This is a genomic window from Streptococcus nakanonensis, from assembly GCF_059738785.1.
Genome location: NZ_AP027139.1, coordinates 1,930,378 through 1,946,014, shown reverse-complemented (window position 1 = coordinate 1,946,014; position 15,637 = coordinate 1,930,378). Strand labels below are relative to the sequence as shown.

At 42.8% G+C, this 15,637-nt stretch carries 15 protein-coding genes; 8 read left to right on the top strand and 7 right to left on the bottom strand.

Annotated features, from left to right (window positions below; all coding sequences use genetic code 11):
• The first annotated feature begins 7 nt into the window (after positions 1–7).
• From AC6I9F_RS09270 to nrdI, 3 genes are all read left to right on the top strand, one after another.
• Positions 8–1,294 carry a response regulator transcription factor gene (locus AC6I9F_RS09270; RefSeq protein ID WP_049513076.1) on the top strand — a complete coding sequence of 429 codons (1,287 nt, stop codon included), beginning with the start codon at positions 8–10 and terminating at the stop codon, positions 1,292–1,294.
• Positions 1,295–1,354: 60 nt separating this feature from the next.
• Positions 1,355–1,885 carry an ABC transporter permease gene (locus AC6I9F_RS09265; RefSeq protein WP_498021875.1) on the top strand — a complete coding sequence of 177 codons (531 nt, stop codon included), beginning with the start codon at positions 1,355–1,357 and terminating at the stop codon, positions 1,883–1,885.
• A gap of 77 nt (positions 1,886–1,962) precedes the next feature.
• The gene (gene nrdI / locus AC6I9F_RS09260; RefSeq protein ID WP_498021873.1) at positions 1,963–2,433 is read left to right on the top strand and encodes a class Ib ribonucleoside-diphosphate reductase assembly flavoprotein NrdI; all 471 of its coding nucleotides are present in this window, start codon (positions 1,963–1,965) and stop codon (positions 2,431–2,433) included.
• Positions 2,434–2,612: 179 nt separating this feature from the next.
• On the opposite strand, the gene AC6I9F_RS09255 is transcribed toward nrdI, so the two are convergent.
• The 3 genes from AC6I9F_RS09255 to AC6I9F_RS09245 form a co-directional block, all read right to left on the bottom strand.
• Positions 2,613–3,875, bottom strand: a complete 1,263-nt coding sequence (locus AC6I9F_RS09255) for an NRAMP family divalent metal transporter (RefSeq protein WP_173225074.1) — start codon at positions 3,873–3,875, stop codon at positions 2,613–2,615.
• Between the two features lie 215 nt (positions 3,876–4,090).
• Positions 4,091–4,549, bottom strand: a complete 459-nt coding sequence (locus tag AC6I9F_RS09250; protein ID WP_498021871.1) for a DUF3021 domain-containing protein — start codon at positions 4,547–4,549, stop codon at positions 4,091–4,093.
• A complete protein-coding gene (locus tag AC6I9F_RS09245; protein ID WP_153219793.1) occupies positions 4,546–4,986 on the bottom strand; it encodes a LytTR family DNA-binding domain-containing protein in 441 nt (146 codons plus the stop codon). Before AC6I9F_RS09245 ends, AC6I9F_RS09250 begins: the two co-directional genes overlap by 4 nt.
• Positions 4,987–5,191: 205 nt before the next feature.
• Here AC6I9F_RS09245 and mutL point away from each other — a divergent pair, with 205 nt between their 5' ends.
• Genes mutL through AC6I9F_RS09230 form a run of 3 tightly spaced genes read left to right on the top strand, consistent with a single transcriptional unit; the run spans position 5,192 to position 8,323 of the window.
• Positions 5,192–7,141: a DNA mismatch repair endonuclease MutL gene (gene mutL, locus AC6I9F_RS09240; RefSeq protein WP_498021869.1), complete on the top strand. Its 1,950-nt coding sequence runs from the start codon at positions 5,192–5,194 to the stop codon at positions 7,139–7,141.
• 15 nt (positions 7,142–7,156) lie between these two features.
• A complete protein-coding gene (gene ruvA, locus AC6I9F_RS09235; protein WP_498021867.1) occupies positions 7,157–7,750 on the top strand; it encodes a Holliday junction branch migration protein RuvA in 594 nt (197 codons plus the stop codon).
• 9 nt (positions 7,751–7,759) lie between these two features.
• Entirely contained in the window at positions 7,760–8,323 is a 564-nt protein-coding gene (locus AC6I9F_RS09230; RefSeq protein ID WP_498021865.1) for a DNA-3-methyladenine glycosylase I, read from the top strand.
• 89 nt (positions 8,324–8,412) lie between these two features.
• Here AC6I9F_RS09230 and AC6I9F_RS09225 read toward each other — a convergent pair whose 3' ends face one another.
• The 4 genes from AC6I9F_RS09225 to AC6I9F_RS09210 form a co-directional block, all read right to left on the bottom strand.
• Positions 8,413–8,676 (bottom strand): SemiSWEET family transporter, encoded by a 264-nt coding sequence (locus tag AC6I9F_RS09225; protein ID WP_000166114.1) that lies wholly within the window; start codon positions 8,674–8,676, stop codon positions 8,413–8,415.
• A gap of 105 nt (positions 8,677–8,781) precedes the next feature.
• Positions 8,782–9,816: a S66 family peptidase gene (locus tag AC6I9F_RS09220; protein WP_498021862.1), complete on the bottom strand. Its 1,035-nt coding sequence runs from the start codon at positions 9,814–9,816 to the stop codon at positions 8,782–8,784.
• Positions 9,817–9,957: 141 nt separating this feature from the next.
• Positions 9,958–10,635: a DUF1129 domain-containing protein gene (locus AC6I9F_RS09215; RefSeq protein WP_112444551.1), complete on the bottom strand. Its 678-nt coding sequence runs from the start codon at positions 10,633–10,635 to the stop codon at positions 9,958–9,960.
• An 11-nt stretch (positions 10,636–10,646) separates the two neighbouring features.
• Positions 10,647–11,591 carry a magnesium transporter CorA family protein gene (locus AC6I9F_RS09210; protein WP_000815623.1) on the bottom strand — a complete coding sequence of 315 codons (945 nt, stop codon included), beginning with the start codon at positions 11,589–11,591 and terminating at the stop codon, positions 10,647–10,649.
• 131 nt (positions 11,592–11,722) lie between these two features.
• Between AC6I9F_RS09210 and uvrA the strand changes: the two genes are divergently transcribed.
• Together uvrA and AC6I9F_RS09200 are read left to right on the top strand one after the other, a co-directional pair.
• Positions 11,723–14,554: an excinuclease ABC subunit UvrA gene (uvrA, locus tag AC6I9F_RS09205; protein ID WP_498021860.1), complete on the top strand. Its 2,832-nt coding sequence runs from the start codon at positions 11,723–11,725 to the stop codon at positions 14,552–14,554.
• Positions 14,547–15,608 (top strand): M24 family metallopeptidase, encoded by a 1,062-nt coding sequence (locus tag AC6I9F_RS09200; protein ID WP_061758925.1) that lies wholly within the window; start codon positions 14,547–14,549, stop codon positions 15,606–15,608. Before uvrA ends, AC6I9F_RS09200 begins: the two co-directional genes overlap by 8 nt.
• Positions 15,609–15,637: the final 29 nt, after the last annotated feature.

The following is a 15,637-nucleotide window of genomic DNA, read 5'->3' as shown; positions in this document are numbered from 1 at the left end:
GGAGAAAATGTATAAAGTATTATTAGTAGATGATGAGTACATGGTGACAGAAGGTCTGAAACGTTTGATTCCCTTTGATAAGTGGGATATGGAGGTCGTCGCAACAGCCAGTCATGCCGATGAAGCCCTAGAATATGTTCAGAACAATCCCGTCGATGTCATCATTTCAGATGTCAATATGCCCGACAAAACAGGGCTTGATATGATTCGGGAGATGAAAGAAATCTTACCAGATGCTGCCTATATCCTGCTTTCAGGTTATCAGGAGTTTGATTATGTAAAAAGAGCCATGAACCTTAGTGTGGTGGACTATCTGGTCAAGCCTGTTGATAAGGTAGAGTTAGGAAATCTGCTGGAGAAGATTGCAGGTCAGCTCGGCGAGAGAGGAAAGAAAAGTCAGACCCTCAGTCAAGATTTAGACGAGGCTGGATTTGTTAGTTATCTAGGAGGTAAGGAGAATTGGTGGATAGGTCTATCCAAGGAAAAACAAGGCTCTTTCACTATTCCCTACTATGTATTGGGTCAAGACTGGCAGATTTTTATTTCTGATCAACCCCTAGATGGTTTAGTCGTTACTCCCTTTGAAGCTCCCTATCAAGAACACTTTGAACGCTGGAAGCTGAATGCTGAGAAAGCCCTCTTTTACGGTTCTGTAAATTTAAAACAGTCTGAGAGTCTCTTTGCCTATTACGAACCGATTTATAGGGTTATCATTCAGGGGAACCTCAATCAAATCGTGGAAGAGTTAAACCTCTTGGAGAAGGTGGTTCTTGAAAATACACCCCGTGTTCCGATTACCAAACAGCTTTTTATCCAGTTTGTCATGGATGTCTTTCACTTGTTTGAACATCTCAAAGCTGATGATATGACGGACATTGTCAAAACGATTCATGCTATTCAATCCTTCGATGAATTGGTTTCTTATATCAAGGAAACTCTGACCAGCTTTTTCGGTCAATACCGTATGAATGAAAATGTGGTCAGTGTGCTGGAAGTCATTGGTCGTGATTACCAAAAGGAGCTTTCTCTCAAGGATATCAGTAAGGCTCTCTTTATCAATCCTGTCTATCTAGGGCAGTTGATTAAGCGAGAAACCGATTCGACCTTCGCAGAGTTACTAAACAAACAACGTATTAAGGCCGCCCAGCAGCTCTTGCTTTCAACCAGTGACAGTATCGAAGATATTTGTTATGCTGTTGGTTACAGTAACCTTGGATATTTCTATAAAGTGTTCCGAAAATTGTGCGGAAAATCGCCAAAAGCCTACCGAAAACAGGTAGAAACGATACTATAAGATTTGTATTCCTTTACAAAATGTGCTATAATATGAATAATATTATTAGGAGGTTCTATCATGAAAAAGAAACCGATTTATCTATGGGTCTTGTTAATCTTGTCTGCCCTTATTTCAGTTCCGTCTCTGTTTGGGATTGTGAGTCCCTTGCCTAGTAAAGAAGCCCTTCGTGCTGCTCAGAAACAAGTTGCAGGGGTCAGTGCTCAGCAATTAGAAGACCAGCTTAATTATAACTATGGAGTAGCAGAAGCGTATCATTCTATTTTTAATATGGCCTTGATTGTGCTATCTGTTATTTTAGTGGTCGTAGCGATTGTCTTCCTTATTCGTAAGAATTTGCAATATGCAAACTATACTTACGTTGGCTATGTTTTGTTAGCTATTATCGGTTCGATTTATGGCTATGTTGGTTTACAGGACGCTGTGCAGTTGGTTCAAGATGAAAGCATGCGTTTGACAATGAGTATTGGTTCAAAAGCTGTCAGTATTTTCTATATCGTCATCAATGTTCTCTTCCTAGCCCTTGTCTTCTATAAGATGTGGCGTCAGCAGAAAGTCTTGGCAGAAGAAGAAACAGAAGAACTTGCTTAAGTATTGACAAAAAAGAACTATCAAGATACAATCTTGGTAGTTCTTTTTCGATTAAAAATAAAATCATGGAGGTACATATGAAGACAATTTCTTTAGTTTATATTAGTTTGAGTGGCAACACTGAGAGTTTTGTGACACGCCTGAAAGACTATCTCTTGTCCCAGTACAAAGGGATTGAGATTCAAAAGATTCATATCAAGGATTTGGTCAAGGAAGGTCACGATTTCTATGAAATGGACCATCCCTATGTCGCTTTTTTGCCGACCTATCTCGAAGGTGGGAATGGTGTGGATAACGGAGATGTCGAGATTTTGACGACACCAGTGGGAGATTTTATCGCCTATGGTGACAATGCTAGTAAGTGTTTTGGTGTGGTTGGTTCAGGAAATCGTAACTTTAATAACCAATACTGCCTGACAGCCAAGCAATACAGTCAACGTTTTGGTTTCCCTGTATTGGCTGATTTTGAAATGCGAGGCATGCTGGAAGATATCAAACGTGTCGCAGCTATTATCGCAGATTTGTATGAGTTGGAAAGGGAGAATTAAAGTCAATATAAGAGGCGCTTGGGATTTGCTAGCTGTTTTTTGAGTATAAACAGTCTTTGAGAACGTAAAAAAGCATAAGTTCAGGTATTCGAAACCTTGTTCTTATGCTTTTTATCATAGAAATATTTGCTGCATTTTCTCTTGAAATGAAACCTTATCTTTATCTCGCACTTTGTCGATTATCCTGCTTTTCCGATTGCGAGTGCGTAGATAAAGAAGATGGCGAAGCCAAAGAGGAAAATCAATCCTGCAATGGCAAGGTGTTTGAGCCAAGAAGGAAGATGTTTGTTTTCACGCGTTACCAAGGCGTAATTCAAAAGAGCAAAGAAAGGTGTTGTCAGGAAAGAGCCAATCATGGCAAAGCGGAGCATGGTTGACACCTGACCAGAGAAGAACTTGATAATGACGATACCGATGATAGCAGTAATGGTCATCCAGATATTCAAAGATTTACGATTGTCTTCTTTTTGACTGATTAGCAGTCGGAGAGATTCCTGATTGACACGAGAATAGCCATCAATAACAGTGATAACTGTTCCAAAGATACACAGGAAAGCAATAAAGGTAATCAAGTAACGGGACCATTCGCCAAGAACAGAGGCATACATGCCCACGAATTGAGAGATGTATTTGGCCGAAGCAGCTTCAACCGCCTGCCCTGTAGGATACTGAATCAGTGCTCCCAGTGCTACAAAGAAGACGGCTAGGATAGCTGTTCCAATATAACCAGTGTTAAAGTCAAACAGAGCGTCTTCTGTGTTAAAGTTGACGGTCTTTCTCTTTTCAGCTGACCAAAGTGAATTGATAGCTGAAATTTCAATAGGAGCCGGCATCCATCCTAGGAGGGAGACGATGAAGGGCAGAGCTGCCATTTGCCAAGGTGTCTTCTCGACAAAATCAGAACTGTATTCTGGATGCTTGACCGCTGCGATGATAACTGCAAGAACAGTCGCAATGGTTAAGGCAGACATAATCCATTTGACCATACCATCTAAGAGTTTGTAGCCTCCAAAGAGTAGCATAGCCCAAATGACTGCAACGAGAATGAGGGACCACTGAGTGATGCTAAGACCGATCATTGGGAAGGCGCTGGCGATGATAGCTGAGCACAGAATGGCGACACCAGCTGTGTTGACCATAGCCGAAAAAACATTGAGGATAAAGAAAATCCAGAGATAGAGTTTTCCTTTTTCGGCATAACCTTCAACCAAAGTCTTTCCAGTATCAGCTGTGTATTCAGCACCAAAACGGAAAAATGGATATTTAAAGACATTGGCTAAGATGACCAAGAGAAGTAGAGACCAACCGTAAGAACCGCCAGCTTGAGTGGAAGATACAATGTGGGAACCTCCAACAGCGGCAGTTGCCATTAGGATTCCAGGTCCCATTGCTTTTAGCTTGCTTGCCCAGGTTGATTGATTTAAGGAAATAGCTTGTGACATGATAAATACTCCTTTTTGAATTTTCAGAATAATCTGGATATGTAATCTATATTCTACAAAAAACTTTGGGAAAATGCAAGAATATTTTGAAAAAAGATAGAAAATTACAGAAAATTTACAAAGAAGATCTGAAAATAACTGCTATGATAGTAAGGTACAGCAGGATAAAGAAAAACCGAGAAGTTTCTTTCTCGGATTTGCTTATTATGAGGTTCTTACTTTCTATGCTCCAAGAGTTGATTGATATGGTCTACTTTTTTTGATGCTCTTTTATAGGAAATAGTCCAAATGATGAGGTAGACAATTGTAAACTCAAGAATGAGCTGGAGATAGAAAATCCAGTGGAAGGGGAACCAACCTGCTAGGGTTGCTAATGGGATAAAGCCTACTAGCATGAGGAAGAAATGGGTCAGAGTTGCACGGAGCAAGCTCCAGTCACGGCTGAATAATCGCTTGCCAAAGTTGAAGAGAATACCAATGGCTGCCCAGGTCAGTGTGCAGTAGAGCAAGACCAGGGCACCGTGAACCTGATGTTGAGCCATCACTTGGCCGATGAGAGAGTCGGAACTTAGTGGTGCGTAGGTATTTGGTGCATAAATGAGTGAAAAGATGATAGAGAGGATGAGGCCGATAAGAACACCGGCAGCTGCATCGTGAAATACTTGTTTTTTCATAGTTCTAATTTCTCCTTGATGGTTTTTAGGTAACGGCGTGAAGAGTAGGTGAAACTTTCGTTTTTTAGAAAGATTTCTACTAGACCGTTGGGAGTTAGCTTGAGATGGGAGATGGAGTTGATATTGATGATTTCTGATTGGGAAATTTGGATAAAATTGGTCGGCAGAATTTCAAGAACCTGATAGAGTCGCAAATCAATGCTGTAGGTCTGACTCGCCGTTTCTGCTAGAACCTTCCGATTCTCGATATAGAAGCGTTGTATCTTACCAACCTTAACTAGATAGACTTGATCATCAATCTTTCCTTTGATTGTTTCTTTTTGGTCAAGATTTTCTGCGAACTCGATGACTTTCTGGACTTTATCTGTCGGCTGAGGTGCTTGAACAATCAGCTTTTCCTCTTCGTAAGTTTCACTAATCTGTAGTTCTACTTTCATAAATTTCTCTCCTTGTTTTTCATACAAAATTGTGATCACTTCTTGTACACCTTTATTAAACACTATTTTACGACACCTGGCAAGGGACTTTGTCTATGTGGAGGGATTTGTATCCTATGTGGTGGAGCTTTTCTGTCCTATCTGAAATATGGTATAATAGCACTAATCAATTTCTAGGAAAATAGATACAGAAAGGGGCTGAAAAATGTCTCATATTATTGAATTGCCAGAGGTGCTGGCAAACCAAATCGCGGCTGGAGAGGTTATTGAACGTCCTGCCAGTGTGGTCAAAGAGTTGGTAGAAAATGCTATTGATGCGGGATCTAGTCAGATTATCATTGAGATTGAGGAATCAGGTCTCAAGAAGATTCAAATCACAGATAATGGTCATGGAATTGCCCACGATGAGGTAGAGCTGGCTCTGCGTCGTCATGCGACCAGTAAGATAAAAAATCAGGCAGATCTCTTTCGGATTAGGACGCTTGGCTTTCGTGGTGAAGCCTTGCCTTCTATTGCATCTGTCAGTGTCCTGACTTTGTTGACGGCGGTGGATGGTGCGAGTCACGGAACAAAGCTCGTTGCGCGTGGGGGAGAAGTTGAAGAAGTCATCCCAGCGACTAGTCCTGTGGGAACCAAGGTTTGCGTGGAGGATCTCTTTTTCAATACGCCTGCCCGCCTCAAGTATATGAAGAGCCAGCAAGCAGAGTTGTCTCATATCATTGATATTGTTAACCGTCTGGGCTTGGCCCATCCTGAGATTTCTTTTAGTTTGATTAGTGATGGTAAGGAAATGACGCGAACAGCGGGAACAGGTCAATTGCGCCAAGCTATCGCAGGGATTTACGGTTTAGCTAGCGCCAAGAAGATGATTGAAATTGAAAATTCTGACCTTGATTTCGAAATTTCAGGTTTTGTATCCTTGCCTGAGTTGACTCGGGCTAATCGCAACTATATCAGCCTCTTCATCAATGGTCGTTATATCAAGAATTTCCTACTCAATCGTGCTATTTTAGATGGTTATGGCAGCAAGCTTATGGTGGGGCGTTTTCCACTGGCTGTCATTCACATCCATATCGATCCTTATCTAGCGGATGTCAATGTGCATCCGACTAAGCAAGAGGTGCGGATTTCCAAGGAAAAAGAATTGATGGCCTTGGTTTCAGAAGCTATTTCCAATAGTCTCAAGGAACAAACCTTGATACCAGATGCCTTGGAAAATCTTGCCAAATCGACTGTGCGAAATCGTGAGAAGGTGGAACAAACTATTCTTCCACTCAAAGAAAATACGCTCTACTATGAGAAAACAGATCCGACAAGACCTAGTCAAGCTGAAGTAGCTGATTATCAGGTGGAATTGACTGAGGAAGGACAGGATTTAACCCTATTTGCCAAGGAAACCTTGGAGCAGCTGACTAAGCTTAGCAAACTGCATTTTGCAGAGAGAAAGCCTGCTAACTACGACCAGCTAGATCACCCAGAGTTAGACCTTGCGAGTCTTGATAAGGCTTATGACAAGCTGGAGCGAGAAGAATCATCCAGCTTCCCAGAGTTGGAATTTTTCGGGCAAATGCACGGGACTTATCTCTTTGCCCAAGGGCGAGATGGACTTTACATCATAGATCAGCACGCTGCTCAGGAACGGGTCAAGTACGAGGAGTACCGTGAAAGCATTGGCAATGTTGACCAGAGCCAGCAGCAACTCCTAGTGCCCTATATCTTTGAATTTCCTGCGGATGATGCCCTGCGTCTCAAGGAAAGAATGTCTCTCTTAGAGGAAGTGGGCGTCTTTCTAGCAGAGTACGGAGAAAATCAATTTATTTTACGTGAACATCCTATTTGGATGGCAGAAGAAGAGATTGAATCAGGCATCTATGAGATGTGCGACATGCTCCTTTTGACCAAGGAAGTTTCTATCAAGAAATACCGAGCAGAGCTGGCTATCATGATGTCTTGCAAGCGATCTATCAAGGCCAATCATCGTATTGATGATCATTCAGCTAGACAACTCCTCTATCAGCTTTCTCAATGTGACAATCCCTATAACTGTCCTCACGGACGTCCTGTTTTGGTGCATTTTACCAAGTCGGATATGGAAAAGATGTTCCGACGCATTCAGGAAAATCACACCAGTCTCCGTGAGTTGGGGAAATATTAAACTAAAAGGAAAACTATGTACGAATATTTAAAAGGAATCATTACCAAAATCACGGCCAAATACATTGTTCTTGAAACCAATGGTATCGGTTATATCCTGCATGTGGCCAATCCTTATGCCTATTCAGGACAGGTCAATCAAGAAGCTCAAATTTATGTGCACCAAGTCGTGCGTGAGGACGCCCATCTGCTTTATGGATTTCGCTCAGAAGATGAGAAAAAGCTCTTTCTTAGTCTGATTTCGGTCTCTGGGATTGGTCCTGTATCAGCTCTCGCTATTATCGCTGCCGATGACAATGCTGGCTTGGTTCAAGCCATCGAAACCAAGAACATCACCTACTTGACCAAGTTTCCTAAAATTGGCAAGAAAACAGCCCAGCAGATGGTGCTGGACTTGGAAGGCAAGGTAGTAGTTGTAGGAGATGACCTTCCTGCTAAGGTGGCAGTGCAAGCTAGCGTAGAAAACCAAGAATTGGAAGAAGCCATGGAAGCCATGTTGGCTCTGGGCTACAAGGCAACAGAGCTCAAGAAAATCAAGAAATTCTTTGAAGGAACGACAGATACAGCTGAGAACTATATCAAGTCGGCTCTTAAAATGTTGGTCAAATAGGAGCAGAGCATGACAAAACGTTGTTCGTGGGTCAAGATGACCAATCCGCTCTACATCGCCTATCATGATGAGGAGTGGGGCCAGCCCCTCCATGATGACCAAGCATTGTTTGAGTTGTTGTGTATGGAAACCTATCAGGCAGGCCTGTCTTGGGAAACGGTGCTCAACAAACGTCAAGCTTTCCGAGAAGCATTTCATGGCTATCAAATTCAAGCGGTCGCAGAGATGACCGACACTGAATTGGAAGGCTTGCTGGATAATCCAGCCATCATCCGAAATAGAGCCAAGATTTTTGCTACACGCGCTAACGCCCAATCCTTTCTACGACTACAGGAAGAATATGGCTCTTTTGATGTCTATCTTTGGTCTTTTGTTGAGGGGAGAACGATCGTTAACGATGTTCCCGATTACCGCCAAGCCCCAGCTAAAACACCTTTGTCTGAAAAATTAGCCAAAGATCTCAAAAAACGAGGCTTCAAGTTTACAGGACCAGTCGCCGTTTTATCCTTTATGCAGGCTGCAGGTCTGGTTGATGACCATGAGAATGATTGTGAGTGGAAAAGCGGTCATTAGTGTGTACAGGTAACTCGCATATCTGAGAATAGAATATAGAAAAAAGCTGAGAAACTTTTCCCAGCTTTTTATATATACTATTAGATTTGTTAGAGTGAAGTCAAAAAAGTGATTCCACCTAAAATAACACCAGCTGAATTTGGAATGATTAGTATCCAATCCTTCTTAGGTTCCTTTGTCCATCCATAAATAACCCAGATTAAGCAAGATATAGCAGCTGATAAAGGTTGAAATGGTTGAGCTTTATTTCCCTGTAAATTAGCGATAATTTGAGGTATGTAGGCAATAAATACTATAATTCCAATAAAGGCACCAATAGAACCTACGATTCGATTAATTTTTTGTTTTGTCATATACACCTCCTTCAAAAGGATAACATAGAAATTAGCGAAATGCAATAAATTCAGATACAAATTGTAACGAAAACGAATACAAAAGCACAAAAATAGAGAAACTATTTATTTTTTGTTATAGTCAAAGCGGATGACTTGCTCCTGTGCATCTACATGAGCATGGACCCCAAAGGGTACAATTGCTCTTGGAGTTGCGTGGCCGACATTTAGATTATAGATAATCGGGATATTGCTGTCAATAATATTCAATAGTGCCTCTTTATAGTCGTCATAGAAAGTTTCATCCATAGGTTTTCCGACCAGGAGTCCACTGATAGCCTCGAACATACCAGTGTTCTTTAAAGTCTGCAACATCTTTTTGAAGTATTCTGGCTCAGGCTTTTCTTCGCTTGTTTCTAGCAAGAGGATTTTTCCTTCCCAGTCTGACAAGTCAGGGAAAAGTTTGTATTTTTGGCAGAGCTCCGTGCTATCTGCGTATCGAGAGTTGTCAAAGATATCGTAGAGGGATTCGAGGCAACCACCGAGGATTTTCCCCTCGAACTGTGCATTTCCTTGCAACAACTCAAAACCGGTATTTGCATGACTGACACGAGGTGTTCCCAGAGCCTTAGGACTAAAATCAGTTCGTTCCTCATACCAAACATTGCTAGGGCGTATTTCTGAGATTCTTCCCGTCTCAATCAATTCTTTAAAGTAGTGAAGGCTATAGGTTAGCATTTCTTTGTCTAATTCACAAATGTCTGCTAAGAAGGATTGACCATAAAAAGTCTTGATTCCTAATTTATGCAACATGAGATGGTTCATGGTTGTATCCGAGAAGCCAAGAAAAATTTTTTGTTTGATAACCTTTGGGAGTTGGTCATTTTCAAAAAGATAAGGTAGTAAGCGATAGGTATCGTCTCCACCGATGGCGCATAGGATTATGTCGATGCTATCATCAGAAAAGGCATGAATCAAATCCTCTGCACGCGCTTCAGGATGATTCTTAATAAAGTCTAATCCTTTTAGCGAATGGGGCAAAAAGATAGAATTGAGTCCCAGGTCCTTGAGACGTTGGACACCTAAGTCCACTTCGTGTTTGACAAAGTCCTCTCCGATAATGCCACTAGATAAACTAACAATACCAATAGTAGAAATCATATTTTATCCTCCTAGAAATAGATTGAGTCTATTTTATCACAAAAGATTAGATAGAGCTATGTGGGATGTCAGAAGAATACTTTAGAATCAAAAAAGTAAGTGAAAAAGCAACCGCACCTGCAGTTGCTTTTATCATTCTTCTTAATAACGTGTTGGTCCTGCACTTGCGCTGCGGATGTTCAAGCGTTTCTTTAGATAGAAGCGAAGGGCTAGGAGGGCTGCTCCGATAATAGCCAGCGGCAATGGAGCAAGTACTGGGTTAAGGCTAGCTGGTAGGAAGCTTGTTGCAAAGAAGACAAGCAACCAAAGGAACATAGAAGCTAGGATAACTAGTACAGATTTCCAGAAAGGTGGGCGTTGACTGCGATCCATGTCTGGTCCATAATACTGGTAAACAAAGTAGTACATCAAGTAGAAGGCAAATCCACCAACCAGTCCAACTAATAGAAGAGTAATCAATCCATAGCCGAAAGCTTGATCTGCCGCAAAGAAGGTTGTGAGGGCGCTGACGAGGGCAAAGAGGCTAGTGATGAAAAGAGCTGAGTCCATAATCATCAGTTTTGGATCATCATTTTCTTTTGGATGCTCTTTTTCATATTGTTCCTTGACAGTGAAACTATGAGCCCAGTGGGTCGGTGCACCATAGAGGGAACGAGCAGTCGTACCCTTGGCTTGCTCCTCAAGGATTTGGGGAATAACTTCCTCAAAAATAGCCTTGATTTCAGCGTCTGTTTTCCCATCTTTGATGAATTGTTGGGTAGCGATGTGGACAAACTCTTGGTTTTTCTTTGTTAATTTTTGTAGATCAATCTGAGACATAGGAACTCCTCTTAGAACCATTTTTTATGGATGAGATAGAGAGTGAGCGAGACACTCATAGCAAAGGCGATAAAGACGATTAACCAAAAAGCATTTGGTTCACCGTTTAGGGGGATTTCATTATCCTTAAAGTTCATCCCGTAGGCAGAAAAGACCATGGTTGGGATGGACATGACGATGGTCACAAGGGCCAAGGTTTTCATGATGTTGTTCTGGTTGTTGGAAATGATAGAGGCAAAGGTCTCCGTCATAGAATGCAAGACGTTTCCATAAATGTCTGCCATCTCGATGGCCTGTTGGGTTTCAATCAGGGTATCTTCAAGCAGGTCTTCGTCCTCAAGGTATTTCTTGATATTGCTGGTTGAGCTGGTCAATTTCTTAATCACACGCTCATTTGTTTTGAGGGAAGCCTTGAAATAGACGATAGTTTTTTCCAATTCCATGAGCTCAATCAATTCTTCATTACGAGTTGATTGATGCAGTTGACTTTCGATTTGCTCACTCTTACGGTCGATTGAACGAAGGGCTGTTAGGTAAAGCTCTGCATTGCGATAGAGAATCTGAAAGATAAAACGCGAACGCATGAAGGTGTAGAAATTACGCAAACGACGGTTGATAAAGACATCGAGGACTGGTAGTGGTTCCAAACACGTAGTGATAATGGTTTCCTCAGTGATGATAATACCAAGCGGGATGGTTACGTAGTAGGTGCGGTTATTTCTTTCCTCTGTGACTGGAACGTCTACGATAATCAGGGTATACTCGTCTTCAATCGTAATACGAGACATTTCTTCCGCATCGAGCGGTGCTCGGAGGTCGGCAATATCGATATCGAAGGCGTTGGCGATTTCGAGTGATTCATTTTGAGTCGGATTGACGAGATTGATCCAAGTACCCGGTTCAAGCGTATCGATCTCTTTAAATTCAGTTGTTGTAGAGAGAAAAACTTGTTTCATATCCCTTATCCTTTCTCATTTTTCAGATTTTTTCACACCGTACTATTATACTACAAAATCGGCCTTTTGGGTAATAGAATCTCACTTTTTTTGGTATAATGGTAAGCAATAATGGACTAGAAAGAACAAAGATGCAAGATAAAATTGTCATTCATGGGGCGCGTGCCCATAATTTAAAAAATATTGATGTGGAGATTCCGCGAGACAAGTTGGTTGTTGTGACCGGCTTGTCAGGTTCAGGGAAATCCAGTCTGGCCTTTGATACCCTCTATGCGGAGGGTCAACGTCGCTATGTGGAGAGTTTGTCAGCCTATGCTCGTCAGTTTTTGGGCAATATGGAAAAACCAGATGTAGACGCTATTGATGGTCTCAGCCCAGCTATTTCCATTGACCAGAAAACGACTAGCAAAAACCCTCGCTCGACGGTGGGAACCACGACTGAAATCAATGACTATCTGCGTCTCCTCTACGCGCGTGTGGGGACGCCCTACTGTATCAACGGGCATGGGGCTATCAAGGCTTCTTCTGTGGAGCAAATCGTGGATAAGGTTTTAGAATTGCCTGAACGCCAGCGCTTGCAGATTTTGGCCCCTGTCATCCGCAAGAAAAAAGGCCAACATAAGAGTGTCATTGAGAAGGTTCAGAAAGACGGGTATGTCCGTGTCCGTGTGGATGGGGAAGTCTATGATGTGACCGAAGTGCCAGAGTTGTCCAAGAGCAAGCAACACAATATTGATGTCGTGGTTGACCGTATTGTCATCAAGGAGGGCATTCGTAGCCGTCTCTTTGATTCCATTGAGGCTGCCCTTCGTATCGCAGAAGGTTACGTCATTATCGACACTATGGACGACTCTGAGTTACTGTTCTCTGAGCATTATGCCTGCCCAGTTTGTGGATTTACTGTCCCAGAGTTAGAGCCGCGTCTCTTCTCTTTCAATGCTCCCTTTGGCTCTTGTAGTGAGTGTGATGGCTTGGGCATCAAGCTGGAGGTGGATACTGATTTGGTAGTGCCAGATGCCAGCAAAACCTTGCGTGAGGGAGCCTTGGCTCCTTGGAATCCTATTTCATCCAACTACTATCCAAACATGCTAGAGCAGGCTATGACATCCTTTGGAGTGGATATGGATAAACCTTTTGAAGATTTGTCAGAAGAAGATAAGAACTTGATTCTCTATGGATCTGATGGTAAGGAATTCCATTTCCACTATGAGAATGAATTTGGTGGCGTGCGCGATATCGATATTCCTTTTGAGGGAGTTGTCAATAATATCAAACGTCGCTACCATGAAACTAATAGTGACTACACGCGCACCCAAATGCGCCTCTACATGAATGAGCTGACCTGCGGAACCTGTCACGGCTATCGTCTCAATGACCAGGCCTTGTCTGTCCGTGTGGGTGGCGAGCAAGGGCCACATATCGGAGAAATCTCAGACCTGTCTATCGCAGACCACTTGGACTTGGTAAGCCAGTTGACTCTATCTGAAAATGAAGCCATCATTGCTCGCCCAATCCTCAAGGAAATCAAGGATCGTTTGACCTTCCTTAATAACGTGGGTCTTAACTATCTGACTCTGTCACGTTCGGCAGGAACCCTTTCAGGTGGAGAGAGTCAGCGTATTCGCTTGGCGACCCAGATTGGTTCCAACCTATCAGGTGTGCTCTATATCCTAGATGAGCCATCAATCGGTCTTCACCAGAGGGACAATGACCGCCTGATTGCCAGTCTGAAAAAGATGCGTGATTTGGGCAATACTCTCATCGTAGTGGAACACGATGAAGATACCATGCGTGAGGCTGATTATTTGATTGACGTTGGTCCTGGTGCGGGTGTTTTTGGTGGGGAGATTGTTGCTGCAGGTACGCCCAAGCAGGTAGCTCGCAACAGCAAGTCTATCACAGGCCAGTATTTATCAGGTAAACGTGCTATTCCAGTGCCAACAGAGCGCCGTGCCGGAAATGGTCGTTTTATCGAAGTGACAGGTGCGCGTGAGAACAACCTGCAAAATGTCACAGCTCGCTTCCCACTAGGAAAATTTATCGCAGTGACAGGGGTATCAGGTTCAGGGAAATCTACTCTAATCAATAGTATCCTCAAAAAAGCCATTGCCCAGAAGCTCAACCGTAATTCAGACAAGCCTGGTAAATTTAAGACTATTACAGGGATTGAGCATGTAGACCGCTTGATTGATATTGATCAGAGCCCTATCGGACGAACGCCTAGGTCCAACCCAGCTACCTATACAGGTGTCTTTGACGATATACGTGACCTTTTTGCTCAGACAAATGAAGCCAAGATTCGAGGCTACAAGAAGGGGCGTTTCAGTTTCAATGTCAAGGGTGGTCGTTGTGAAGCCTGCTCAGGTGACGGGATTATCAAGATTGAGATGCACTTCTTGCCAGATGTTTACGTGGCTTGTGAAGTTTGCCACGGAACCCGCTATAACAGTGAAACTCTAGAAGTTCACTACAAGGAAAAGAATATCTCGCAGGTCTTGGACATGACTGTCAATGATGCGGTGGAATTCTTCCAACACATTCCAAAGATTCAACGTAAACTCCAGACCATCAAGGATGTGGGGCTAGGCTATGTGACCTTAGGACAACCAGCTACCACCCTTTCTGGGGGAGAAGCTCAGCGTATGAAGCTGGCTAGTGAACTCCACAAACGATCGACAGGAAAATCTTTCTACATTCTGGATGAGCCGACGACAGGTCTTCATACAGAGGATATCGCTCGCTTGCTCAAGGTTTTGGCTCGCTTTGTCGACGATGGCAATACAGTTCTCGTCATTGAACACAATTTAGACGTTATCAAGACAGCAGACCATATTATCGACTTGGGACCTGAGGGCGGTGTCGGCGGTGGAACCATCATCGCAACAGGAACTCCAGAAGAAGTAGCGGCCAATGAAGCCAGCTACACAGGACAGTATTTGAAAGGAAAGTTACATCATGAATAAACGTGTACAAGCATTTCTAGCTAAAATGCAAGAAAAAGAACTAGATGGTATCATCATCAACAACCTTAAAAACGTCTATTACCTGACTGGTTTTTGGGGCTCAAACGGAACAGTCTTCATCAGCCGTGACCGTCAGGTCTTGGTGACGGATTCTCGCTATATCATTGCAGCCAAGCAAGAAACCAGTGGTTTTGAGATTGTGGCTGACCGTGATGAATTGGCTGTCATTGCAGGCATTGTCAAGGACATGGGCTTGTCTCGAATCGGTTTTGAAGATGAGATTTCAGTCTCTTATTACCACCGTATGCAGGCAGCCTTTGAAGGAATTGACTTGCTTCCACAAACTCAGTTTGTCGAAGGTCTTCGAATGATTAAGGATGAAGCGGAGATTGCAGCTATTCGCAAGGCTTGTTCTATCTCAGACCAAGCTTTCCGCGATGCGCTTGACTTCATTAAGCCAGGAAAGACTGAAATTGAGATTGCCAACTTCCTTGACTTCCGCATGCGTGAGTTGGGAGCATCTGGCTTGTCTTTTGACACCATTCTAGCTAGCGGTATCAACTCTTCCAAACCCCATGCCCATCCTATGCACAAACCAGTGGAGCTAGGAGAAGCCATTACTATGGATTTCGGTTGCCTTTATGACCACTATGTCAGTGATATGACACGGACTATCTATCTAGGACATGTGAGCGACGAGCAAGCAGAGATTTACAATACGGTTTTGAAAGCCAACCAAGCCTTGATTGATCAAGCTAAGGCAGGATTAGGTTTCCGTGACTTTGACAAAATCCCTCGCGATATTATCATCGAGGCAGGCTATGGCGACTACTTTACTCACGGTATTGGCCACGGTATTGGACTGGATATCCACGAAGAACCCTACTTTAGCCAAACTTCTACTGAAACTATTAAGGCAGGTATGGCATTGACAGATGAACCAGGTATCTATATCGAAGGTAAATACGGGGTTCGTATCGAGGATGATATCTTGATTACAGAGACAGGTTGTGAATTATTGACCCTAGCTCCAAAAGAGTTGATAGTCATTTAAGAGTTAAACAACTCAAATGATTGACTTTT